24 protein-coding genes are annotated in these 21,752 nt (G+C 58.6%); 12 read left to right on the top strand and 12 right to left on the bottom strand.

Going from position 1 to position 21,752, the window contains the following annotated elements; all coding sequences use genetic code 11:
• Positions 1-116: 116 nt before the first annotated feature.
• On the top strand, positions 117-521 hold the full coding sequence (stpA, locus tag SP99_RS17315) for a DNA-binding protein StpA (protein ID WP_047959306.1): 405 nt from the start codon (positions 117-119) through the stop codon (positions 519-521).
• A 38-nt stretch (positions 522-559) separates the two neighbouring features.
• Here the strand turns inward: stpA and SP99_RS17310 are convergent, their stop codons facing one another.
• The 3 genes from SP99_RS17310 to SP99_RS17300 form a co-directional block, all read right to left on the bottom strand.
• A complete protein-coding gene (locus SP99_RS17310; RefSeq protein WP_025759725.1) occupies positions 560-739 on the bottom strand; it encodes a hypothetical protein in 180 nt (59 codons plus the stop codon).
• A 79-nt stretch (positions 740-818) separates the two neighbouring features.
• On the bottom strand, positions 819-1,340 hold the full coding sequence (locus SP99_RS17305) for a rhodanese family protein (RefSeq protein ID WP_047959305.1): 522 nt from the start codon (positions 1,338-1,340) through the stop codon (positions 819-821).
• 9 nt (positions 1,341-1,349) lie between these two features.
• Positions 1,350-1,649, bottom strand: a complete 300-nt coding sequence (locus tag SP99_RS17300; RefSeq protein WP_045286358.1) for an ArsR/SmtB family transcription factor — start codon at positions 1,647-1,649, stop codon at positions 1,350-1,352.
• A 178-nt stretch (positions 1,650-1,827) separates the two neighbouring features.
• On the opposite strand from SP99_RS17300, the gene SP99_RS17295 reads away from it, so the two are divergent.
• On the top strand, positions 1,828-1,986 hold the full coding sequence (locus SP99_RS17295; RefSeq protein WP_045286357.1) for a YqaE/Pmp3 family membrane protein: 159 nt from the start codon (positions 1,828-1,830) through the stop codon (positions 1,984-1,986).
• Here the strand turns inward: SP99_RS17295 and SP99_RS17290 are convergent.
• The gene (locus tag SP99_RS17290; RefSeq protein WP_025759721.1) at positions 1,983-2,912 is read right to left on the bottom strand and encodes a LysR substrate-binding domain-containing protein; all 930 of its coding nucleotides are present in this window, start codon (positions 2,910-2,912) and stop codon (positions 1,983-1,985) included. The two genes, SP99_RS17295 and SP99_RS17290, sit on opposite strands and share 4 nt — an antisense overlap.
• A 318-nt stretch (positions 2,913-3,230) precedes the next feature.
• Here SP99_RS17290 and SP99_RS17285 point away from each other — a divergent pair, with 318 nt between their 5' ends.
• The 6 genes from SP99_RS17285 (at position 3,231) to SP99_RS17260 (ending at position 10,799) form a co-directional block, all read left to right on the top strand.
• Positions 3,231-3,836 carry an ankyrin repeat domain-containing protein gene (locus SP99_RS17285; RefSeq protein ID WP_025759719.1) on the top strand — a complete coding sequence of 202 codons (606 nt, stop codon included), beginning with the start codon at positions 3,231-3,233 and terminating at the stop codon, positions 3,834-3,836.
• 107 nt (positions 3,837-3,943) lie between these two features.
• The gene (fdrA, locus tag SP99_RS17280) at positions 3,944-5,485 is read left to right on the top strand and encodes an acyl-CoA synthetase FdrA (RefSeq protein ID WP_047959304.1); all 1,542 of its coding nucleotides are present in this window, start codon (positions 3,944-3,946) and stop codon (positions 5,483-5,485) included.
• Entirely contained in the window at positions 5,485-6,900 is a 1,416-nt protein-coding gene (locus tag SP99_RS17275) for a YlbE family protein (protein WP_047959303.1), read from the top strand. The genes fdrA and SP99_RS17275 overlap by 1 nt, the downstream gene beginning before the upstream one ends.
• Before the next feature lie 11 nt (positions 6,901-6,911).
• Complete coding sequence (locus tag SP99_RS17270) at positions 6,912-8,465, top strand: hypothetical protein (protein WP_047959302.1); 1,554 nt, start codon at positions 6,912-6,914, stop codon at positions 8,463-8,465.
• Positions 8,462-9,418 (top strand): carbamate kinase family protein, encoded by a 957-nt coding sequence (locus SP99_RS17265; protein ID WP_047959301.1) that lies wholly within the window; start codon positions 8,462-8,464, stop codon positions 9,416-9,418. The genes SP99_RS17270 and SP99_RS17265 overlap by 4 nt, the downstream gene beginning before the upstream one ends.
• A gap of 1 nt (position 9,419) precedes the next feature.
• Positions 9,420-10,799 (top strand): amidohydrolase family protein, encoded by a 1,380-nt coding sequence (locus tag SP99_RS17260; RefSeq protein ID WP_047959300.1) that lies wholly within the window; start codon positions 9,420-9,422, stop codon positions 10,797-10,799.
• A gap of 104 nt (positions 10,800-10,903) precedes the next feature.
• On the opposite strand, the gene SP99_RS17255 is transcribed toward SP99_RS17260, so the two are convergent.
• Positions 10,904-11,506, bottom strand: a complete 603-nt coding sequence (locus SP99_RS17255) for a short chain dehydrogenase (protein ID WP_025759711.1) — start codon at positions 11,504-11,506, stop codon at positions 10,904-10,906.
• Between the two features lie 97 nt (positions 11,507-11,603).
• Between SP99_RS17255 and SP99_RS17250 the strand changes: the two genes are divergently transcribed.
• The 3 genes from SP99_RS17250 (at position 11,604) to SP99_RS17240 (ending at position 14,296) form a co-directional block, all read left to right on the top strand.
• Positions 11,604-12,491 (top strand): LysR family transcriptional regulator, encoded by an 888-nt coding sequence (locus SP99_RS17250; protein WP_047959299.1) that lies wholly within the window; start codon positions 11,604-11,606, stop codon positions 12,489-12,491.
• Positions 12,492-12,511: 20 nt separating this feature from the next.
• Entirely contained in the window at positions 12,512-13,693 is a 1,182-nt protein-coding gene (locus SP99_RS17245) for an aminotransferase-like domain-containing protein (RefSeq protein ID WP_025759709.1), read from the top strand.
• A gap of 84 nt (positions 13,694-13,777) precedes the next feature.
• Complete coding sequence (locus tag SP99_RS17240; protein ID WP_047959851.1) at positions 13,778-14,296, top strand: DUF6622 family protein; 519 nt, start codon at positions 13,778-13,780, stop codon at positions 14,294-14,296.
• A 2-nt stretch (positions 14,297-14,298) separates the two neighbouring features.
• On the opposite strand, the gene SP99_RS17235 is transcribed toward SP99_RS17240, so the two are convergent.
• On the bottom strand, positions 14,299-14,718 hold the full coding sequence (locus SP99_RS17235) for a hypothetical protein (RefSeq protein ID WP_047959298.1): 420 nt from the start codon (positions 14,716-14,718) through the stop codon (positions 14,299-14,301).
• A 69-nt stretch (positions 14,719-14,787) separates the two neighbouring features.
• Here SP99_RS17235 and SP99_RS17230 point away from each other — a divergent pair, with 69 nt between their 5' ends.
• Positions 14,788-15,546 (top strand): helix-turn-helix domain-containing protein, encoded by a 759-nt coding sequence (locus SP99_RS17230; protein ID WP_231584252.1) that lies wholly within the window; start codon positions 14,788-14,790, stop codon positions 15,544-15,546.
• Positions 15,547-15,560: 14 nt separating this feature from the next.
• On the opposite strand, the gene SP99_RS17225 is transcribed toward SP99_RS17230, so the two are convergent.
• From SP99_RS17225 to SP99_RS17205, 6 genes are all read right to left on the bottom strand, one after another.
• Positions 15,561-15,908: a HigA family addiction module antitoxin gene (locus SP99_RS17225; RefSeq protein WP_045286350.1), complete on the bottom strand. Its 348-nt coding sequence runs from the start codon at positions 15,906-15,908 to the stop codon at positions 15,561-15,563.
• A gap of 10 nt (positions 15,909-15,918) precedes the next feature.
• Complete coding sequence (locus tag SP99_RS17220; protein ID WP_047959297.1) at positions 15,919-16,218, bottom strand: type II toxin-antitoxin system RelE/ParE family toxin; 300 nt, start codon at positions 16,216-16,218, stop codon at positions 15,919-15,921.
• Between the two features lie 189 nt (positions 16,219-16,407).
• Positions 16,408-16,584, bottom strand: coding sequence for a hypothetical protein (locus SP99_RS24760; protein WP_156167805.1), 177 nt, complete (start codon positions 16,582-16,584; stop codon positions 16,408-16,410).
• Positions 16,585-16,911: 327 nt separating this feature from the next.
• Positions 16,912-18,081, bottom strand: a complete 1,170-nt coding sequence (locus SP99_RS17215; RefSeq protein WP_156167815.1) for a beta-barrel domain-containing protein — start codon at positions 18,079-18,081, stop codon at positions 16,912-16,914.
• A gap of 10 nt (positions 18,082-18,091) precedes the next feature.
• Positions 18,092-20,284, bottom strand: a complete 2,193-nt coding sequence (locus tag SP99_RS17210) for a type I secretion system permease/ATPase (RefSeq protein ID WP_047959295.1) — start codon at positions 20,282-20,284, stop codon at positions 18,092-18,094.
• The gene (locus tag SP99_RS17205; RefSeq protein ID WP_047959294.1) at positions 20,281-21,684 is read right to left on the bottom strand and encodes a TolC family outer membrane protein; all 1,404 of its coding nucleotides are present in this window, start codon (positions 21,682-21,684) and stop codon (positions 20,281-20,283) included. Before SP99_RS17205 ends, SP99_RS17210 begins: the two co-directional genes overlap by 4 nt.
• Between the last annotated feature and the right edge of the window lie 68 nt (positions 21,685-21,752).

Here is a 21,752-nt window from a genome sequence, read left to right as displayed (position 1 = left end):
CATATAAAGTATTGGCATTATTGGTAGAGCGGACCCGTGGGTAGATATTTTCACTGAAATGAATTATTCTTTCGGTGATTTATCTATTTACCCCAAAGAAAAGGTTTTCAAATAATATGTCTTTGACGTTACAGAATCTTAATAATATCCGAACTCTGCGCGCCATAGCGCGTGAATTATCCCTGGACGTTCTTGAGGAAATGCTGGAAAAGGTCAGGGTCGTTGCCGAAGAGAAACGTAGTGAGCTGGCGGAATTAGAACAGCAGCGCGCTGAGCAGCAGGAAAAAATTAATGCCCTGCTGGAACTGATGAAAGCCGATGGTATTTCTCCAACCGAACTGCTGAACTCTGAACGGGCGCTGGCGGGTAAAACGGTGAAAAAACGTAAACCGCGTGAAGCGAAATATCGCTTTATTGACCAGAACGGTGAAGAGAAAACGTGGACCGGTCAGGGCCGCACGCCGAAGCCTATTGCCAGCGCGCTGGCTAACGGTAAATCACTGGATGATTTTCTGATCTAATCCGTGAGCCGGGCGGAAGCGTCCGCCCGGATGTCTGTTTAGCAGACGCCGAAATCACCTTCTTCGCTATACAGCACGACCTCTGCTGCTTTCAGGGTAAATTTCTCACCCTCTTCATTGCTGGCCTGCACCGCCACAATGCTATCCCCCTTCACGTCGAGCACTTTCAGTTTTGGCCCGCCCTGACGCGGTTGTACATAATCACCGACAGCAAACATAGAACCTCCTCATCGTTTTAGCGATCTTCACCTTAGCCCACGCAGGACGTCGGGTACAGCGTATTTCACCGATGACGGATTACGAGGTACGCCGGTTCCAGGGCATCACCCTGAGCAGTCTCGCCATACCGCAAAAGCCCGTCACACCGGCGAACAGCAGCCCGGCTCCGACAAAACCGCTGAGCAGGAAAAAGCCGCCGGAGACGCTATAGCCCAGCACCACGCCGCAAAGAATGAGCAGCCCGGCGGCAATCTGCACCTGACGCATCAGCGGCAGCGGCTGGGATCTGTCTTCGACGGTCTGCAGCCCGGCCTGCTTCCAGCCCTGAATGCCCCCTTCGATCACAAAGGCCTGAGCGGGCGAGGCTGCCCGGGCAAGGCGATCGGCATTGCCCGAGGTCCGGGCACCGGACTGGCAGTGGAAAATTATCGTGTCACCGGCCCCGGCTTTAAGCCCTGCAGGCAAGGTATCCAGCGGCACGGACTGGGCGACAGGAATATGCTCGCGGGCGTATTCGTCGGCATCACGGATATCAATCAGTTTTGCCCCTTCTGCGACGCGCGCGCTGGCCTGTTGAGGTGAAATCAGAGGAAGTGACATGGCGGCTCCTTACGGACAATAAACGGTTTTCAGGGTGCTGATGAGCTGATGCACCGCATCGTTTTTAATGAAATAGAGAATGCGCTGCGCGTCGCGGGTGCTGTCGATCAGACCCTCTTCACGCATACGCGCCAGATGCTGCGACGTGGCAGAGGCGCTAAGGCCGGTCGCGCGGGCCAGTTCGCCTGCGCTGGTCCCCGGCGCGCCACAGAGTGTGCAGAGGATCAGCAGCCTGCGTGGATTGCTCATCGCTTTTAAAAGGGTGGCGGCCTGCTCTGCGCTGGCCTGAAGCTGTTCGAGTTCAGTCATGATAATTTAGCATTTACTTAATTAAGGTAATGCTAAAGTAATTGCGGGCATTAAGCCAGTGTCAAAAGCGTAAAAGAGGGTAAAAGCGAGGCATGGAACTGGCGCAGACCGATAAACTGACTACGCTTAGAGGGTGTTCTTTTATTATTTTCAATGGATTAGCTTGCACGGAGTTTTTATGGGTTTTTGGCGTATTGTTTTTACCATCCTGTTGCCGCCGCTGGGCGTTCTGTTGGGCAAAGGGTTTGGCTGGGCGTTTATCATCAACATTCTTCTGACGCTGCTGGGCTACTTCCCCGGCCTCATTCACGCGTTTTGGGTACAAAGCAAAAGCTAAGCGCGCCAGAGTAAGTCGCTGTAGATCCCGGTCAGCACGCCCTGTGGGCCAAACTGTTGTTTGATCCAGCGCGTGACCTGGCCGGTTGCGGCATGCTGCGTGGCGAGCAGCATGCGCGAGTCCTGACGCGGGTTATTGATACGTCGTGTCACCAACAGCCCGTCTTCCACCGCTTCCCGCGCCATATATTCCGGCAAAAATCCTATCCCTTCCCCCAGGATCTGACACTGGCATTTGGTATTAAAGTCCGGCACCAGAATCGCCTCCTGTCCGTGCAGCAGCCAGCCGACCTTCTTGTTAATGGTATGTGCCGTATCTTCCACCATGATGTTGGGATACAGGCGCAGCTGGCTCTCCGCTATCGGTTCCGGGACGAAGGCCAGCGGGTGTTCCGGCGCGATGGCAAACACCCAACGGATGGCGCCGATCTCGGTGTAATCAATCCCGCCGCCGTCGAGCAGCGTGTCCGGGGCACCAATGGCGATATTGGCCTGGTTATTAATGATCGAGTCCCAGACGCCGTTATACACCTCGGTGGTGACGGTGATCTGGCAGGTAGGAAACTGTTTTTTCAACACCTGCAGCAGCCGCGCGGTATGGCGCGGGGTGTATAACAGCTGATTAATACAGATGCGCACCCGCGCTTCGATGCCCTGAGAAATGGTATCAATTCCGCGCTTGATGGCATGAAAATCATTCAGCAGGTCGGTCGCTTTGCGATAAAAGTAAAAGCCGGACTCGGTCAGCTCAATGCTGCGCGTGTTGCGGACAAACAGCACCACGTCCAGTCCGGTCTCCATCCGCTTAATGGTGTAACTGATGGCCGAAGTGGTCACGCCCAGTTCGGCAGCCGCCTTGCTGAAGCTGCCGAAACGTGCCGCGGTCGTGAAGGCCAGCAAATTCTCTTCAGTAAAGATCGAATTCATATTACGGCTCCAGGTTGCCATCAGTTTTGAACATATTTTAACAGCCTCGCAACACGGTATTTGACGCCGGTCACAGTTCTGATGATTTACTACAGGCCTCGTCGTGCAAGGCTTTATCAGGCATAAGAACAATGTCGTCTGCGGCGATAAAAAGCGGCCAGCCATAAGGAAAAGGTTGCACAGACGCACGTTTTAGCTGAACTATTGAATTTAACTCAACAATGAATTGACTGTCGATGAATGATTTTTAAGCGGATTCTTTTCTGAAAGGGCTGTTGCTATTCTCAGGTCATCAGCAACACATCATCGGGAGTCTTTATGTCTGCGAACGAACTCGTTACTGAATTTCTGCTGGCGGCAGAGCAGGGCAATGCCGACGCGCTAAAAGCCTGTCTGGAGAAAGGCGTGGATATTAACGCCACCAACCGTCAGAAAAGAACCGCGATTATTCTTGCCAGCCTGAACAAACATTATTCCTGCGTGTCCTTATTAATTGATGCCGGCGCGGATATTGATAAACAGGACCAGACCTGTTTTAACCCCTTCCTGATTAGCTGCCTGACCAACGATATCACCCTCCTGCGGCTGATATTACCCGCGAACCCGGACCTCGACCGCCTGACCCGCTTCGGCGGCGTGGGCATTACCCCTGCCAGTGAAAAAGGGCACGTGGACATTGTGCGTGAGCTGCTGGAAAAAACCGATATTAACGTCAACCACACCAACTTTGTCGGCTGGACGCCGCTGCTGGAAGCCATCGTATTAAATGACGGCGGAGCGAAGCAGCAGGAGATTGTGAAGCTGCTGCTGGAACACGGCGCGAACCCGCATATGACCGACAAATACGGCAAAACGCCGCTCGAACTGGCGCGGGAAAAAGGCTACCACGAGATAGCCGACCTGCTGCTGGCGGCGGGCGCATAACGTATTCGGCCAGCCTTTTCCGGCTGGCCAGTAATTAAAAACGCATTTTTACCGACGTGTATTTCGCACGACGGCGGCCCCCTTTTATCCGCTCTCAGGAGAAAATAATGCCCACGAAAATCGTGATTAAAAAGAACACGTATTTTGACTCCGTCTCATTAATGTCCGTTTCCACCAAAGCCAATAAATTGCCGGGCGTCGAGCAGGCCTTTGTGGCCATGGCGACGGAGATGAATAAAGGCGTCTTAAAAAACCTCGGACTGTTAACGCCGGAATTAAATGAGGCTAAAAACGGCGATCTGATGATCGTGATTAAAGGCGACGCGGCCAATGATGAAACCCTGGCGGCGATTGAGGCGCTGTTCACGCGTAAAGAACGCCAGGGCGCTCATGAAGCACGCTACGCCACGATTGCCAGCGCCAAAACCCATCGTCCTGATGCCAATCTTGCGGTCATTTCGGTCAACGGAACCTTTGCCGCCCGTGAAGCGCGTCAGGCGCTGGAAAACGATCTTAACGTGATGCTGTTCTCCGATAACGTGTCGCTCGACGACGAGCTGGCGCTGAAGCAACTGGCTCACCAGAAAGGCTTGCTGATGATGGGGCCAGACTGCGGCACCGCCATTATCAACGGCGCGGGGCTGTGCTTCGCCAACGCGGTACGCCGCGGGCCCATTGGGATTGTCGGCGCATCCGGTACCGGCAGCCAGGAGCTGAGCGTGCGCATCCATGAATTTGGCGGCGGCGTATCGCAGTTGATTGGCACCGGCGGGCGCGATCTCAGCGAGAAGATCGGCGGCCTGATGATGCTCGACGCCATCGGGATGCTGGAGGCCGACGAGGGCACAGAGGTGATTGCGTTGATCTCCAAGCCGCCGGCCCCCGCCGTGGCCGAAAAAGTGCTGGCCCGGGCGCGAGCCTGCCGCAAGCCCGTTGTCGTCTGTTTCCTTGGGCGCAATGAGCCGCCAGCAGATGAAGACGGGCTGCAGTTTGCGCGCGGCACCAAAGAGGCGGCCCTGAAGGCCGTCCTGCTCACCGGCATCAAAAAATCGTCTCTGGACCTGCACCCGCTCAACTGGCCGCTGATTGAAGCGGTGCGCGCCCGCCTGACCCCGCAGCAGAAATACATTCGCGGCCTGTTCTGCGGCGGCACCCTGTGCGATGAAGCGATGTTCGCGGCGCTGGAAAAATTCGACGACGTCTACAGCAACATTCAGCCGGATCCGGCGAAGCGCCTGCGCGATATCAACGTCAGCCAGGCCCATACCTTCCTCGATTTTGGCGATGACGATTTCACCAACGGCAAGCCGCACCCGATGATCGACCCGACCAACCGCATCAGCCGCCTGCTGCAGGAAGCGCGCGATCCGGAAGTGGGGGTGATTGTGATGGACTTCGTGCTGGGCTTCGGCGCGCACGAGGATCCGGTCGGGGTGATGCTCGACGCCATCAAAGAGGCGCAGGCCATTGCGAAAGCCGATAACCGTCCGCTGGAGATCCTCGGCTACGTGCTGGGTACCGATCAGGATCCGCAGCAGCTGGCGCAGCAGTGCCAGCGGCTCACCGATGCCGGCGTCATCTGGGCCAGCAGCAGTACCAACACCGGATTACTGGCCCGTGAATTTGTCTGCAAAGGGGAGAAAGCATAATGACTACCTTATTTAACCAGCCGCTGGACGTGATTAACGTCGGCATCGCGATGTTCAGTGACGATCTCAAAAAACAGCACGTACCCGTCACCCAGCTCGACTGGACGCCGCCGGGGCAGGGCAATATGCAGGTTGTTGAGGCGCTCGACCAGCTGGCACAAAAACCGCTGGCGGAGAAGATCGCCGCCGCCAACCAACTCGCTCTTGAGCGCATCATTCAGTCTCATCCGGTGCTGGTGGGCTATGACCAGGCGATTAACGTTGTGCCGGGGATGACCCGCACTACCATCCTGCATGCTGGTCCGCCTGTGGCCTGGGAAAACATGTGCGGAGCGATGAAAGGTGCCGTCACCGGCGCGCTGGTGTTTGAAGGGCTGGCGACGGATCTGGAGGACGCGGCCAGGCTGGCGGCCTCCGGGGAGATCACCTTCTCGCCGTGCCACGAGCACGACTGCGTGGGCTCCATGGCGGGCGTCACCTCCGCGTCGATGTTTATGCACATCGTTGAGAACAAAACCTATGGCAACCGCGCGTTCACCAACCTTAGCGAACAGATGGCGAAGATCCTGCGCATGGGCGCCAACGACCAGAGCGTGATCGACCGTCTGAACTGGATGCGCGACGTGCTCGGCCCGATGCTGCGCGACGCCATGAAGATTATCGGTGAAATCGACCTGCGCCTGATGCTGGCCCAGGCGCTGCACATGGGCGATGAGTGCCACAACCGCAACAACGCGGGCACCACGCTCCTGATCCAGGCGCTGACGCCGGGGCTGATTCAGGCGGGCTACCCGGTTGAGCAGCAGCGCGAGGTGTTTGAGTTTGTCGCCAGCAGCGACTACTTCTCCGGCCCGACGTGGATGGCGATGTGTAAGGCCGCGCTGGATGCCGCCCACGGCATTGAATACAGCACCGTGGTCACCACCATGGCGCGTAACGGCTACGAGTTTGGTCTGCGCATCTCCGGCCTGCCGGGACAGTGGTTCACCGGCCCGGCGCAGCAGGTGATTGGCCCTATGTTTGCGGGCTATAAGCCGGAAGATTCCGGGCTGGACATTGGCGACAGTGCAATTACCGAAACCTACGGCATCGGCGGCTTTGCGATGGCAACGGCCCCGGCGATTGTCGCCCTCGTGGGTGGCACGGTGGAGGAAGCCATCGACTTCTCCCGCCAGATGCGTGAAATCACCCTCGGCGAAAACCCGAACGTCACCATTCCGCTGCTCTCGTTTATGGGCATCCCGAGCGCTATCGACATCACCAAAGTCGCTGGCAGCGGTATTCTGCCGGTCATCAACACCGCCATTGCCCACAAAGACGCGGGCATCGGCATGATTGGGGCGGGCATTGTACACCCGCCGTTTAGCTGTTTTGAAAAGGCGCTGTTGACCTTCCGCGATCGCTACTTTTTATAAGGCATGCATCCATGAAAAACATGAAACTGGAGTGGAAAAGAGGTGACTGGGCGGCCTATTTCGGGTTGATGACCAACAACCTGACCAATTTGCTGACCATGATGGGGTTGCTCATTTTTGTCGTCGGCATCCCGAAGGAGATTGTTTATGGACGCATTGCGCCCGCCTTCGGGCTGGCGGTGCTGGCGGCGAGTATTTGCTACGCATGGTTCGGCATGCAGATGGCGCGCCAGACCGGGCGCACGGATGTGACCGCGCTGCCGTCCGGCCCCAGCGCGCCGTCAATTTTTACCGTGACCTTCCTGGTCCTGATGCCGGTGTATCAGCAAACGGGCGATGCGGAGTTTGCCATTCAGATTGGTCTGGTGTGGTGTTTTGTTGAGGCGATGATCCTGGCAGGCGGTTCGTTTTTAGGGGAAACCATCCGCAAGATGATCCCGCGAACCGTGCTGCTGTCGTGCCTGTCCGGCCTGGGCCTGCTGCTGCTGGCGATGAACCCGATGCTGCAGGCGTTCGAAGCGCCCACCGTGTCGTTCATCGTCCTGCTGCTGATCTTCATCAACTGGTTCGGTAAAAAGCCCATTTTTGCCCGCATCCCGACAGGGCTGCTGCTGCTGATTGCCGGCACGGCCCTGGCGTGGATCTCCGGCCTGCAAAGCCCGGAGGCGATTAAAGCCTCGATGTCATCGTTCGGCTTTAACCCGCCGCAGGTGCATGTGGAAGGGTTCCTGCAGGGGCTGCCGCACGCGCTGCCGTATCTTGCCTCGGCAGTTCCGCTGGGCCTGGCGAACTATATCTTTGACCTGGAGAACATCGAAAGCGCCCACGCGGCGGGGGACGAATACCCGACGCGTAAAGTGATGCTGGCGAACGGTCTGGCGTCGATGCTTGGTTGCCTGATGGGCAATCCGTTCCCGGTCACGGTCTATGTCGGCCATCCGGGCTGGAAAGCGATGGGGGCGAGCATCGGCTACACGCTGGCTTCCGGCGTGACCATGTTCATCGTGCCGCTGTTCGGGCTGGGGGCGTTTATGCTCGCCATCATTCCGATGACCGCCATCGTGCCGATTCTGGTGTTTATCGGCGTCGTCACCGCCAACCAGGTGGTGCGGGAAACGCCGAAGGTGGAGGTCCCCGTCATCTTCATCTGCCTGTTCCCGTGGATCGCCAACTGGGCGCTGACCATGATGAACAGCGTGATGGGCGCGGCAGGGACAAGTGCGGCGAAAATCGGCACCGACGTGCTGCACAGCAAAGGGATCTACTACGAAGGGCTGATGCATCTCGGCAACGGCGCGCCGCTGGCCAGTATGCTCTGGGGCTGTATCGCCATCTTTGCCATCATCAACAAACCGCTGCGCGGGGCTGTCGCTGCCACGGGGGGCGCGCTGCTGGCGCTGTTTGGCGTCATCCACGCCCCGGTAGTGGGCTTTGCCGAAGGCAGTTCGCTGATGTTCGTGACGGCCTACCTGATGGTGGGCGGTATGTTTGTGGTGAAGCATGTACTGGATAGCCGCGAAACGGCGAGCGTCGAACCCGGCCCGATTGTGAAGGAAAACGTATGAAAGAGCTTATGGTCGTCGCCATTGGCGGCAACAGCATTATCAAAGACAACGCCAGCCAGTCGGTTGAGCATCAGGCGCAGGCGGTAAAAGCGGTGGCAGAGTCTGTGCTGGAAATGCTGGCCTCGGACTATGACATCGTGCTGACCCACGGTAACGGACCTCAGGTCGGGCTGGATCTGCGCCGCGCCGAAATCGCCCACGAGCGGGAAGGGCTGCCGCTGACGCCGCTGGCGAACTGCGTGGCGGACACGCAGGGAGGAATCGGCTATCTGATCCAGCAGGCGCTCAACAATCGCCTGGCCGCCCGCGGGGAGCAAAAAGCGGTCACGGTCGTCACGCAGGTGGAGGTGGATAAAAACGATCCCGGCTTCAGCCATCCGACCAAACCCATCGGCGCGTTCTTCAGTGAGGCGCAGCGTGATGAACTGCAGCAGGCGCACCCGGACTGGCACTTTGTTGAAGATTCAGGCCGGGGCTATCGCCGCGTGGTGGCGTCCCCCCAGCCGCTGCGCATCGTTGAAGCGGAGGCTATCAAGGCGTTGACGCAAAAAGGCTTTGTGGTGATCGGCGCGGGCGGCGGCGGGATCCCCGTTGTGCGTTCGGCGCAGGGCGATTACCAGAGCGTGGATGCGGTGATTGATAAAGATCTCTCCACCGCGCTGCTGGCGCGCGAGATCCGCGCCGACGTGCTGGTTATCACCACCGGGGTGGAGAAGGTGTGCGTCAACTTCGGCAAGCCGAACCAGCAGGCGCTGGACACCGTCAACGTGGCGCAGATGATGCGCTACATGGAAGAGGGGCATTTCCCGGCGGGCAGCATGCTGCCCAAAATTGTCGCCTCGCTGGCGTTTTTACACCACGGCGGCAAGCGCGTGATCATCACCTCGCCGGACTGTCTGCCCGCCGCGCTGCGCGGGGAAACCGGCACCCACATTGTTAATGAAGGAAGATAAGATGAGTGAGAATAAAAGCCGCCGTGAATTCATTAGCCAGAGTGGCAAAATGGTCACCGCCTGCGCGCTGTTTGGCGCGACCGGATCCGTCGCGTATGCTGCTGATTCCGCAAAGCCACTCTGCGAGACCGGTAAACCGATGACCATCACCGCGAAACATTACTATCTGGACAACGTGCTGCTTGAAGCCGGGTTCAACTTTGGCGGCAGCGTGGCGACAAGTACCCGCACCGAGCTGAAAACGCTGGAGATTAAAGACGGCAAGATCGTCGCCCTGCGCGACAATAAAAGCCACGCGGTCGCCTCGCTGCCGCACTATGACGCGGGCGGCAAGCTGATGCTTCCGGCAATGCGCGATATGCACATCCACCTGGATAAAACCTTTTACGGCGGACCATGGCGGTCGCTCAACCGCCCGGCGGGCACCACCATTCAGGACATGATCCGTCTTGAGCAGAAGCTGCTGCCGGAGCTGCAGCCGTACACCCAGGCGCGGGCGGAAAAGCTGATCGACCTCATCCAGTCGAAAGGCTCTACCATCGCCCGCAGCCACTGCAATATCGAGCCGACCTCCGGCCTGAAGAATCTGGAAAACCTGCAGGCGGTTTTATCGCGCCGCAAGCCCGGCTTTGACTGTGAAATTGTCGCTTTCCCACAGCACGGGCTGCTACTGTCAAATTCCGAAAAGCTGATGCGTGAGGCGATGCAGGCCGGGGCGCACTACGTGGGCGGGCTGGACCCTACCAACGTTGACGGCGCGATGGAGAAATCCCTCGACACCATGTTCCAGATTGCGCTGGACTACGACAAAGGGGTGGATATTCATCTGCATGAAACCAGCCCGGCGGGCGTGGCGGCAGTGAATTACATGGTGGAAACCGTGGAAAAAACGCCGGAGCTGAAGGGCAAACTGACCATCAGTCACGCCTTTGCGCTGGCGACGCTTAACGAACAGCAGGTGGATGACATCGCCACCCGCATGGCGGCGCAGCAGGTGACCATCGCCTCTACCGTACCGATTGGCACGTTGCATATGCCGCTGAAGCAGCTGCGGGATAAAGGCGTGTTTGTGATGACGGGCACCGACAGCGTGATCGACCACTGGTCGCCATACGGTCTGGGGGACATGCTGGAAAAAGCCAATCTTTATGCCCAGCTCTACATCCGCCCGAACGAGCAGACACTCTCTCGCGCATTAGGTATTGCCACCGGCGACGTGCTGCCGCTCAACGACAAAGGCGAGCGCGTGTGGCCAAAAGCGCAGGACGACGCCAGCTTTGTGCTGGTGGACGCCTCCTGTTCAGCCGAAGCCGTAGCGCGCATTTCCCCGCGTACTGCGACCTTCCATAACGGCAATCTGGTCTGGGGCTCGGTGGGATAAAAGCGAGCCGGGTGGCGCTGCGCTTACCCGGCCTACATTTGAATCGTAGGTCGGGTAAGGCGCAGCCGCACCCGACAATGCAGTTTACTGCTGTGCACAGCGCCTCAGTAGCCCACCTTATACACCCGCCCGCTCTGCACGCCTTCCACGCTGCGGCGATAGGCTTGCGCCACCGTCGCGGCAGGCACGCTTTCGAAGCCCGGGAAGAAGCCATCGTAGGTTTCGACGGATTCGGTGAGCACCGTCGGGCTAATCAGGTTGATGCGGATCCCGCGCGGCAGCTCACAGGCCGCGGCGCGCACAAACCCTTCCAGGGCCGCATTCACCGTGGTGGCATTCACGCCCTGAGCGATCGGCTCGTGCGCCACGATGCCGCTTATCAGGGTGATCGAGCCGCCTTCGTTCAGGTAGTGCTGGCCGGTCAGCGCCAGGCGCACCTGCCCGAGCAGTTTATCCTGCAGACCCTGATTGAAGTCGCTGTCCTTCATGGTGGCCAGTGGGCCAAAGTAGAGTCCGCCGCTGGCGGAGACAATGGCATCCACCGGGCCGATTTTTTCAAACAGCGCCTGGACGCTTGCCTGCGAGGTAATATCCACCTGATAGTCACCCTGCGTGCGGCCCACGCGGATCACCTCGTGGCGACGACTCAGCTCTTCACTTACCGCACGACCCACTGTACCGCTGGCACCAATAATGACGATTTTCATAGCCGACTCCTTCTGTTGTGAGCCTCCATTCTTTAATAAATTAAAAACCGGATAAACTGGGCTAAAGTTAGAAGATTGCTAACCAGAGGTTTGGAATATGGATAAGCTTCGCGGCATGGAGACCTTCATCGCGGTCGTGGAAAGCGGCAGCTTTACCGGTGCCGCATCCCGGCTGGAGATGTCGTCGGTGATGGTGGGGAAGTACATTGCATTGCTGGAATCGCAGCTCGGCACCCGTCTGCTGGAGCGTAATACGCGGCGGCAAAGTTTGACCGACGCCGGACGGGTCTATTATGACGAAGCAAAGCGGGTGCTGGAGCAGGTATCGATTGCCGAAAGCGCGGTGGAGCGTCTGCGCGCCGCACCGGCCGGTACGTTGCGCGTGACGGCACCGACCTCGTTTGGGGGCTGTGTTATTGCCCCGCTGACCGCAACGTTTTTGCAGCGCTACCCGGACGTGCGCGTGGAGCTGGACCTGACCAACCGGATGGTGGATCTGGTGGAGGAGGGTGTCGATCTGGCCATTCGCATTGGGGATATTCATCACGACGATCTGGTGGCGAAATATCTCTGCCCATACCGGATGGTGATCTGCGCCGCGCCGGACTATCTGGCGCGCTACGGCACGCCACAAACGCCCGCCGACCTGGTGAATCACCTTTGCCTCTCCCACAGCGTATGGACTGAGCGCAACGAGTGGCGGCTACCGGGTGTCGAAGGGGAGGTGCGCTGGAAGCGGGATGCGGTATTAAGATGCAACGACGGTTACGGGCTGCGGATGGCGGCACGCGCCGGAGCGGGGCTGTTGCTGCAGCCGGAAGTGCTGGTGGCGGAAGAGCTGGCAAGCGGCAGGCTGGTGCGGGTGCTGGAAAATTACATCCCGCAGCCGAGGCCGGTGCATCTGCTGTGGCGCCAGGATTTACGCCCGCTGCCTAAGCTTACGGAATTTATCGCTCATATTCTGCTAAGATTGGGCACACTATAAAAAAAGAAGGTAAGCAAACAATGTCTGTGAATAAACTCGCCAGCAGTGCGCAGGGCCTGCAATCATCTGCCATCCGTGAATTATTAAAACATAGCAAAATGGCAGGCGTTATATCGCTGGGCGGGGGGATCCCTAACCCGGCCTTATTCGATCACGAAGGCCTGAAAATGGCCGCGGATGCCGTACTCTCACAGCATTTTGGCGAAGCCTTTCAGTACGGTCTGACCGAAGGCGTGCCGGGACTGCGCGAAGAAATTCAGCGCATCTGTGAAGGGCGCGGCATTGCCTGTAAAGCTGATGACGTGGTAGTGACATCCGGTTCGCAGCAGTCCCTGGACGTGCTGGCGCGGGCGTTGATTAACCCCGGCGATACCGTCGTTGTCGAGCGCCCAACCTATCTCGCTGCCCTGCAGGTGTTCGGCCTGGCGCAGGCGAATTTTGAATCCGTAGGCACTGATGGCGACGGCATGATCGTCGACGAACTCGAAGCGCTGGTGAGCAAAAAAGCCATTAAAGCGGTTTATATTGTGCCGACCTTCGGCAACCCTGGCGGGGTTACGCTTTCTGAAGCGCGTCGTAAAAAGCTGGTGGAACTCTCGAAGCGCCATGACTTCGTGATCATCGAAGACGATCCGTACAGCGAAATTAACTACACCGATGAGCTCTTCCGTCCGTTACTTGCCCATGCCAAAGCTATCGGTAACGAAGAGAACGTGGTGTATACCTCCACCTTCTCTAAAATTCTCGCGCCGGGCACGCGCGTAGGCTGGGTGCTGGTGCCGGAGTGGCTGAAGCGCGCGGTGGTGAATCTGAAGCAAACCACCGACCTGCACACCAGCACTCTGTCGCAGCTGATGACCTACGAATACCTGAAAACCGGCCGTCTGCCGGATCAGATTAAAATGATCCGTGAGGCCTATCGTCAGAAATTCCAGACCTTCGCCACGGAACTGGAGGCGGAGCTGGGCGATGTAATGTCGTTCCACAAGCCAAAGGGCGGCATGTTCCTGTGGGCGAAAATGAACAACGGTATGAACACCACCCGCTGGCTGGAAAAAACGTTAAGTAATGGCGTAGTCTTTGTACCGGGCGAATTTTTCTACTGCAATGAGCCAGACCCTTCAACGCTGCGTATGTCGTTTGTCACGCCAACGGATGAAGATCTGAAAGAGGCGGTTCGTCGTCTGAAAAAATCGCTGTAAGAGACCTGCGCATAACGGTGGTTCTGCCGTTATGCGCAACAGGCGTTCAGGGCGGCAAAGCCGCGATCGTTCATGGTGATCTCCATGTTTGAATTTCTGATCGGTGTTGTGACGCACACCCCCGTCTGGGTGTGGGTGCTGTTTCTCTTCCTTCTCTCTCGCGGCATAAAAGCCCGCAAGCCCGCGACCGTGACCCTGGAGCGGCTTGCCATCATTCCAGGGATCTTTCTTGTCTGGGATATCTACGATCTGGTGGTCTATCGCCAGCTGACCTTTGTGGCGGTAGCACTGTGGTTCGCAGGGATCGTTATCGGCGCGGCGCTGGGGTATGTCCTGATTAAGCGGACGGTTGTCACGCGTACGGATGCGCCGCGCACCCTGTTCCGTCAGGCTGATTACACGGCGCTACCGTTTATGATGCTGGCGTTTGGGGTGAAATATGTGCTGGGCGTCATGAGCGCCATCTCTCCCCAGACCCTGCAGCAGCCCGCGATGAGCGCGCTGGCAATTGTCTCCGGCGGCGTCTTTGCGGGCGTATTTATCGGCAAGTTTGTGCGCTATGTCGGGGTGTATAACAGCGTCGCCCTGAACCCGGCGGAGTGACGTTACTGTGTCGCGTGGGCCAGCGCGCGGTCTGATGCATTGCCGCTGAGGGCTCGCGTGACCTCATGGATCCGCCAGATTTTCCCTTCACGCAGCGCCGCAAACATATACACCTCCAGTACGGCCTGATGACCCTCCGGATAGGTCACCGTCACGATATGGCGGTCTGCCAGAAGGTGGTTCTGGCAGCTTATCTCCTCCACGGTGAATGCGATCTCGCGGATCTGCGCGCGAACGTGGTTCAGGTGCTGTACAAAACCCTGATAATCAAGCGCATGGCCGTCTGTGAACTGCTGGTAGTCGGCAGTGAATACCTCTACCGGATCGATTTCGCCTGTAAAGAGACCCGTCAGCAGGCAGGCCATGTTCTCGCGCTGTGCGCTGTTTTCTGCAGGGGCGAGCAGGGATGTGATAATACGCATGATGACTCCTTGTGTGGGTGAGCCACCATTATCCTTGACAGAGGAAGGCGCAGTTTCTGTAATACGTCTATGAATAACGATTTTCGGTCAAATGCGATGTTCAGCACTGAGATACTCAGTCATCCCGGCGGCTATCGTACTCCGTGGCACAGCCATCATCCCGGCCAGCTCTGGCGCATTCAAACAGGGCTGCTGGTGATTGAGACGCAGCAGGGGCGTGCGGTGGTACCGGCAAAACATATCGGCTGGATCCCGCCCGGCCAGCAGCACGCCGCCTTTGCGGAAAGCGCCGTTGAAGGCTGCGCGATCTACCTCGATCCTGAGCAGTGTGCTGCGCTTCCCGGTGCGCCTGCGCTTTTCGAACCCGACGATCTCACGCATGCGCTCTTTTCGCGTGTAAGCGCGGGAGGAAGTGAAGGCGATCCGCGAAAGCTCGCTCTGCTGCTGGATGAACTTGCCTTGGCACCACAGGTCCGTTATTACCTGCCTGTACCGACAGATTCGCGCCTGAAGCGCGTGGTCAGGCATCTGCTGCAGTTCGTCGATGATAACCAGACGGTTGAGGACCATGCCCGCCAGGCGGGGATGAGCGTGCGTACGTTCAACCGTCTGTTTCGTGCCGGGACCGGCATGAACTTCGTCAACTGGCGGCAGCTGGCGCGCGTTATGCAGGCAATGGAGTGGCTCGCGGCGGGAAAACCGGTGGGGTGGATCGCGCTGTCGTGCGGTTACAGCAGCGTCAGCGCATTTATTGAGGTTTTCAGAGCATGGACCGGTAAAACGCCGGGACAGTGGGCGGTTAAAGAAGTCCCTTTTGGGCGAAGGTAATGCGCGTGGCTGGATCAGGCGACATCCGGCTGACCAGATTTCCTTTTAGCCATGACTTCTGCAACGGTCTTTATACGGCTTAATTCCTCCTGCGTCCTGGAGTTAGATTGCGCTTCCCAGATATCGACGTTCAGTTGTAAATTCAGCCAAAATTCAATAGTGGTATCAAAGGCCTTTGCCAGTTTTATTGCCATATCGGCAGTAAGCTTGCGATTGTTATTGACCAATGCGCTGATGGAGTTGCGGTGGACATTAAGCATCTCCGCCAGATCGCTGATTTTAAGATTGAGCGGTTCAAGGTACTCGTACTGCAACACGTCGCCCGGCGTGGTGGGTTTGCGGAGTGCCTGCTGAAGTGTCATAGATGATGCCTCACTTGTGTTGCGTGTACTTGTGTGGAGAGAGGTAGAGATCGTCTGCTTTACCCGCAGTCCAGCGAAAAACGAGCCTGTATTGTTTGTTGACCCGGATTGAAAAATAGCCTTTCAACGGAGGATTCAATGCTTCATACATGTTGCCCGGTGGCGATAGCAAATCCCGGTGCGAGGTTGCTGCATTGATGATATCGAGCTTTCTTGCAAGCGCTGTTTCCAGATTTGAAGGAATAACGTTGCTCGATCTTCCGTAAAGAAAAAAATCCTCAAGCCATTGATCCCGAAAATGATTAATCATAATGCCGGAGTGCTCCAGTCCATGAAGCTAAATGAATGATAATGCACTCTTGCACTGTGCGCAAGTGCATTTTGTCTGCGGGTAATATTACCTGAGTGGTGGTTGAAAGGAAGCGGGATGTATGACTAAGAGTAAATTCTCCGAGGTGGATTCCACTTCGGCTGGCATGCGGCTTAATGCCCGGCGGCGCTACGCTTGCACGGGCCTACGGGAATGTAGGCCGGGTAAGGCGAAGCCGTCACCCGGCAATCCAGAATCGGTCTCTTCCACCAGCGCTTCGCAATAGCGTTGGCAGTTGTCGGCAAGTTCGGTGAAGTCGGTATTGTGGTCGAAAGGGGTCGTGAAAAGTGCGTTGCTGGTGGTCATATGACAGTTTCCATTAAGTGATTAAGACACTGCAAGAGAAATGCCATTTTCCCGGGTGGCAGGACTGAACGGAGTTGGCATTACCGGCCTTAATGGACACCGGCGCGTCTTGCGACGCCCCCGTCCAGCCCACCATTGGAATGTAGCCAGACGCACGGAGCAACAAGCACTTACGCCGCCATTAAGTTTAACCGGGATGCCAATCCCGACGCCAGATTTTGCTGGCGTGGGAGAAACATACGCCCGGTTAACCCTAATAAAAAGAAGGTTGTTTTGGAGAAATGAAACCCTGCGAGGCGGCTTCAGAAAACGATGTAAGGTGTTTCATCACCGCTCCCTCAGCGCCTCTTTCGCCCGGTTAAACGGTTTAATCATGTAATCCAGCACCGTTTTCTCACCAGTCTTGATATCCACCGTCGCAATCATCCCAGGCACAATCGAGAAGCGCCTGCCCGCCTTATTCACCAGATAATCCTGGCTGGTGCGGATAAACACCCGGTAATAGAACACCTCCGGCTTGGCTTCGTCCTGGATGGTGTCCGGGGAAATGGTCTCGACCACGCCGTGCAGCCCGCCGTAAATGGCGTAGTCGTAGGCCGTGATCTTCACCAGCGCTTCCTGGTTCGGATGGATAAACGCGATATCACGCGGCGAGAGGCGGGTTTCGATCAGCAGATGGTCGTCCACCGGCACAATCTCCATCAGCTCGCCGTTGGGCGGGATCACGCCGCCTATGGTGGTGACCTTGATGTTTTTCACGATCCCGCGCACCGGGGATTTCACCGTCAGCCGCGTGACGGAATCCTGACGGCCTTTCAGAACCGCCGCGACCATATCGACTTCCGCATTGGCTTTGGAAAGCGCCTCGCGCGCCTGCACGTAATACTGCGAACGCATGTCGGTGAGCTTCAGCTCCAGATCACTTTTCTGCCGCTGCAGGCGCAGCACCTCCACGTGGCTGGCGGCACCGGTTTTCACCAGCCGCTGGGTGATGGCCAGCTCTTTATTGGCGAGATCGAGCGCGGCGCGCAGCTCCCGCTGGGTATCCTCCAGCTGCGCACGCCGCGAGTTGAAGAGCCGCGTTTCGTCGGCAATCAGATCCGGCCATTTCGCCAGCGAAGGGGGGAACTTCAGCGGCAGATCGTTCACCTCGGCGTACAGGCGGGCGCTGGAAGCCAGAGACGCGCGGTAGCGCGCCGCGCTTTCTCCGACGTTCGACTCGGAACGGGTAGGATCAAGGCGCGCCAGCACCTGCCCGGCCTGCACCTGATCGCCCTCGTGGACATTCAGCTCGGTGAGGATCCCGCCGTCCAGCGACTGTAATACCTGCTCGCGCGAGCTGGGGATCACCTTCCCGGAGCCGGTGGATACCTCGTCCAGCACGCCAAACCACGCCCAGACCCCCAGCACCACAAACATCAGCAACGAAAAGATCACGATCCGACGCGCGCCGGTGTAGCCGCTTTCGGAGTCGAGGGCGTTATCCAGATCGTCCATTGCCGCAACGTCACGCTGACTGATTTTCATTTTTCCACTCCCTTGCGGCGGCTGCCTGCTGTTGTTGCATGCGACTGTTGTTCAGCGCCTGCGCTTTCGGGGCATCCATCACCAGCATGCCATCCTTGAGCACCACCACCCGCTCGACCAGTTCCAGCACCGGTACGCGATGGGTGGCGACGATCAGGGTGCGGTTGCCGAGCCAGTCGCCCAGCCGCTGGATAAACTCCCGCTCGGTGTGCTCGTCCAGCGACGCGGTGGGTTCATCCATCAGCACGATATTCGGGTCGCGCAGCAGCATGCGCGCCAGCAGAATCGACTGGCGCTGCCCGCCGGAGAGTCCCACGCCGTTTTCCATGATCGGGTAGTCGAGCCCCTTCGGCAGCTTCTGCACAAAGCCCGCCGCGCCGGTCAGCTCCAGCGCCTCGAAAATCTCTTCGTCGGTGGCGCGCGGCATGCCGAGGGTGATGTTTTCACGCAGGGTGCCGTAAAACAGCCGCGCGTTCTGGGTCATAAAGCCGACGTTGCGCCGCACGTCGGCGACGTCGAGATGCGGCAGGCTGAAGTTGTCGAGCCGCAGTTCGCCGGCCGCCAGATCCATTCCGCCCGCCATCGCCTGCAGCAGGGTCGATTTCCCGGCGCCGTTGCGCCCGAGGATCGCCACTTTTTCGCCCGGTTTGATCTCCAGACGGTTGATGCGCAGCGCCATGCGCGGATCCTCCGGGTGATAGCGGAACTGCGCCTGTTCAAAGAGATAGTGCCCGCGCAGCACGTCCTGACGGATCGGCGTCTCTTCGCGCTGGTTCTCGGTGGGAAGCTGCATGATACTGTCCAGCCCCTCTTTTGCCGCTTTGACCTGCTGCCAGCGGGCCAGCACGCCGCACAGCGTCGCCATTGGGGCAATCATCCGTGAGGCCAGCATTGAGGCGGCCACCACCGAACCGGTGGTCAGGGTGCCGTCGATCACCATCGGTGCGCCGACCACGATCACGGCAGCGTAAACCAGGCTCTGGATAGTCATCCCCCAGCTGATCAGGTTCTGTGTCAGCTCGCGGGTGCGCAGGCCGGATTCTGCGGTGATCTGGATATAGCTGTTCCACTGCTGCAAAAAGCGGTTTTCCGCCTGCATCAGCTTGATGTCCTCCAGCCCCTGCACGCTCTCCACCAGCACCGCGTTGCGCAGGGTCGATTCATGTGCCGACTGCTTCGCCAGCGCCGCCAGCTTCTTCTGCAGCAGCAGGCCGGGCAAAACCATGATCACCGCGGCAACCGGCGCGATCCACGCCAGCTGCGGGGCGATGATCGCCAGCACGACAACAAACAGCAGGAAGAAGGGCAGATCGACAATGGTGGAGATGGTGGAGGAGGTCACCATCTCGCGGATCTGCTCCAGCTCGCGCAGCTGTGAGATAAAGCTGCCGGTGGAGCGCGGAATCGCGCTGTTGCGCAGCCGCAGGGCGTGGCCGAATACGCGGTCCGAGACGCGCAGATCCGAGCGCTTGCCCAGCAGATCCATAATGTGCCCGCGCGCCACGCGCAGCACGAAGCCAAACAGGGTGGCAATGAGCACCCCGATGGTCAGGACGTAGAGCGTCGGATAGGACTGGGCGGGGATCACCCGGTCGTATACCTGCATGGAAAAGACAATCCCCGAAAGCGACAGCACGTTGATAAACAGCGCGGCGAGCATCACCCAGCTGTAGGGGCGCAGGTCGCGCATTACCAGCCGGTAGAGCCAGTCCGGACGGTATTTCGAGATATAGGCGTCCACCCGGCTGTCCTTCAGCGCCGCCAGCGGCCTGAGAGCGATAACGTGACGGATGGCGGGCAACATCCCCGTCATCGACAGCCTGTTGGTGTAGGTCTGGTCGTCGAAAAAGCTGACCTCCAGCGTATCGTCGCCGTCGAAGTGTTCGATCACCCCGATCCTGCCGTCGTTCAGCGCCACGACTACCGGCAGACGCCAGCTGTTGAGCGACGCCTTATCGGCTGTGAGCAGCTGAAACGACAGCCCCGCCTCACGGGCAAGCTGAGTAAGAGCGGGTACCATCGGTTTGCCTTTTAGCCACGGCGCGCCCGCCAGCAGGGCGCCTGGGGAGCAGGCGACGCGGTAGCGCGTGGCGACAAAGCCAAAAGCCTGCGCCCACTGGACCAGGGCTTCATCCGTCATGTTTTCACCTTGCGGAATCTCACGCTGCTTCATGGCTGGATCTCCACGGTCTGGATGGTGCGGTTATCAAGGTCAAACGCATGACGCAGCTGCCCGGTGTTGTAGAGGCAGTTGAGCTGCAGCTGGTGCAGCTGGCCGAGGGTCTGCTGCTGGGTGAAACGTGCCTGATAGACCTCCTGCTCGGCGTTGAGCACGTCGAGCAGCGGGCGTGAGCCCAGGTCAAGATACTGCTGCTGGTACAGCTCGCGGGTGCGGGCGCTGAGCGCCTCCTGGCGGCCCTGAATCTGCAGGGTACTGAGCAGGCTCATCACCTGGCTGCGCGCCTCCAGCAGCTTCTGGCGCACCTCAAGCCGGGTGCGCTGGATGGTGGACTGCGCCGCTTCCACCGCGTGTCCGGCGGCGTTACGCCGGGCGGTGAGGCCGCCGCCCTGATAGAGCGGCATCTGCACTTTCACCCACGCGGAGTACTGGGTGCGATCCCGCGTTTCGTTTCCCGCGTAGCGGTCGTTGAGGTAATGGCGCACCTCCGGCTCCAGCGAGACGGTGGGCGTCATCTGCGCGTCAGCATAGTCAAGGTTGGCCTGGGCGACGTTGGCCTGCGCCCATGCTGCTAACACCGCGGGAACCAGACGATCGTCCGGCTCGGCGACGTCGCAGCTGCGGGCCAGCTTTTGCGGAAAATCGTTTCCTACCTCGTTCAGTGAATTCCAGCCGAGAAAACTCATCAGCGTGGCGCGGGCGCTGTCCAGACTGGCCTGGTACTGCATCAGCTGGGCGCGGGCCCCTTCGATGCGGGCATCGGTCTGTACCACGTCAGAAAGCGAAGTCGCCCCTTCGTCGTTACGCTGGCGGGTCAGCTTGCCAATCGAGGAGAGGGCGTCGAGCTGCTCTTTGGCGGTGTCGACCATCTGTTGCCAGGTTTGCACCTGCACCATGGCGATGGCGGTATCATGGGCGATGGTATCGATGCTCACCAGCACGTTCGCCTGCTGCTGGGCCACTCCGGCGCTTTCGGCACGCACCTGGCTTGCCACTTTGCCAAAGTCATACAGCATCTGGGAGAGAGAAAGAACCAGCGACGGGGTAAAGCCGTTATCGTCGCCGTCATGGCTGTAGCCGTTGTCCATACCGGCATTAATCTGTGGATAGTATTTTGATTTCGCGACGTCCACCTCTTCGCTCTGCTGGTAGAGTTTTCCCACCGCTTCGCTAATCGCCGGGTGCCAGGTCACGGCGCGGTTAACGGCGTCGCTCAGCTGCAGCGTGCCGGGGGCGGCATTGCCCGCGACAGGCGCCACGCGGCCATTCAGTGAGGGGAGTTCCTGCGTTTCGCGAAGTTGTCCGGTATTGATCGTTGCCGCCGGGTTCGCGCAGAGAGCGGGTACAGAGATCAGGCAGCACGAGAGCCACCAGTAAGGCATCTTCATTCCCATGTCATGTCCCTAATAAAATAAGTACAGCTTTATTGTTTATGCCCGGGCGCTGTGCGCCCGGGTCAGGT

This window comes from Enterobacter sp. BIDMC92 (genome assembly GCF_001030225.1).
GTDB lineage: Bacteria > Pseudomonadota > Gammaproteobacteria > Enterobacterales > Enterobacteriaceae > Enterobacter > Enterobacter sichuanensis.
The sequence above is the reverse complement of the archived record's forward strand: the minus strand, read 5'-3'. Positions and strand labels throughout refer to the sequence as shown.

Excerpts from the sequence above, each read along its gene's own strand:
- stpA (WP_047959306.1), top strand. The coding sequence starts at position 117 with ATGTCTTTGACGTTACAGAATCTTAATAATATCCGAACTCTGCGCGCC.
- SP99_RS17310 (WP_025759725.1), bottom strand. The coding sequence starts at position 739 with ATGTTTGCTGTCGGTGATTATGTACAACCGCGTCAGGGCGGGCCAAAA.
- SP99_RS17305 (WP_047959305.1), bottom strand. The coding sequence starts at position 1,340 with ATGTCACTTCCTCTGATTTCACCTCAACAGGCCAGCGCGCGCGTCGCA.
- SP99_RS17300 (WP_045286358.1), bottom strand. The coding sequence starts at position 1,649 with ATGACTGAACTCGAACAGCTTCAGGCCAGCGCAGAGCAGGCCGCCACC.
- SP99_RS17295 (WP_045286357.1), top strand. The coding sequence starts at position 1,828 with ATGGGTTTTTGGCGTATTGTTTTTACCATCCTGTTGCCGCCGCTGGGC.
- SP99_RS17290 (WP_025759721.1), bottom strand. The coding sequence starts at position 2,912 with ATGAATTCGATCTTTACTGAAGAGAATTTGCTGGCCTTCACGACCGCG.
- SP99_RS17285 (WP_025759719.1), top strand. The coding sequence starts at position 3,231 with ATGTCTGCGAACGAACTCGTTACTGAATTTCTGCTGGCGGCAGAGCAG.
- fdrA (WP_047959304.1), top strand. The coding sequence starts at position 3,944 with ATGCCCACGAAAATCGTGATTAAAAAGAACACGTATTTTGACTCCGTC.
- SP99_RS17275 (WP_047959303.1), top strand. The coding sequence starts at position 5,485 with ATGACTACCTTATTTAACCAGCCGCTGGACGTGATTAACGTCGGCATC.
- SP99_RS17270 (WP_047959302.1), top strand. The coding sequence starts at position 6,912 with ATGAAAAACATGAAACTGGAGTGGAAAAGAGGTGACTGGGCGGCCTAT.
- SP99_RS17265 (WP_047959301.1), top strand. The coding sequence starts at position 8,462 with ATGAAAGAGCTTATGGTCGTCGCCATTGGCGGCAACAGCATTATCAAA.
- SP99_RS17260 (WP_047959300.1), top strand. The coding sequence starts at position 9,420 with ATGAGTGAGAATAAAAGCCGCCGTGAATTCATTAGCCAGAGTGGCAAA.
- SP99_RS17255 (WP_025759711.1), bottom strand. The coding sequence starts at position 11,506 with ATGAAAATCGTCATTATTGGTGCCAGCGGTACAGTGGGTCGTGCGGTA.
- SP99_RS17250 (WP_047959299.1), top strand. The coding sequence starts at position 11,604 with ATGGATAAGCTTCGCGGCATGGAGACCTTCATCGCGGTCGTGGAAAGC.
- SP99_RS17245 (WP_025759709.1), top strand. The coding sequence starts at position 12,512 with ATGTCTGTGAATAAACTCGCCAGCAGTGCGCAGGGCCTGCAATCATCT.
- SP99_RS17240 (WP_047959851.1), top strand. The coding sequence starts at position 13,778 with ATGTTTGAATTTCTGATCGGTGTTGTGACGCACACCCCCGTCTGGGTG.
- SP99_RS17235 (WP_047959298.1), bottom strand. The coding sequence starts at position 14,718 with ATGCGTATTATCACATCCCTGCTCGCCCCTGCAGAAAACAGCGCACAG.
- SP99_RS17230 (WP_231584252.1), top strand. The coding sequence starts at position 14,788 with ATGAATAACGATTTTCGGTCAAATGCGATGTTCAGCACTGAGATACTC.
- SP99_RS17225 (WP_045286350.1), bottom strand. The coding sequence starts at position 15,908 with ATGACACTTCAGCAGGCACTCCGCAAACCCACCACGCCGGGCGACGTG.
- SP99_RS17220 (WP_047959297.1), bottom strand. The coding sequence starts at position 16,218 with ATGATTAATCATTTTCGGGATCAATGGCTTGAGGATTTTTTTCTTTAC.
- SP99_RS24760 (WP_156167805.1), bottom strand. The coding sequence starts at position 16,584 with ATGACCACCAGCAACGCACTTTTCACGACCCCTTTCGACCACAATACC.
- SP99_RS17215 (WP_156167815.1), bottom strand. The coding sequence starts at position 18,081 with ATGGACGATCTGGATAACGCCCTCGACTCCGAAAGCGGCTACACCGGC.
- SP99_RS17210 (WP_047959295.1), bottom strand. The coding sequence starts at position 20,284 with ATGAAGCAGCGTGAGATTCCGCAAGGTGAAAACATGACGGATGAAGCC.
- SP99_RS17205 (WP_047959294.1), bottom strand. The coding sequence starts at position 21,684 with ATGGGAATGAAGATGCCTTACTGGTGGCTCTCGTGCTGCCTGATCTCT.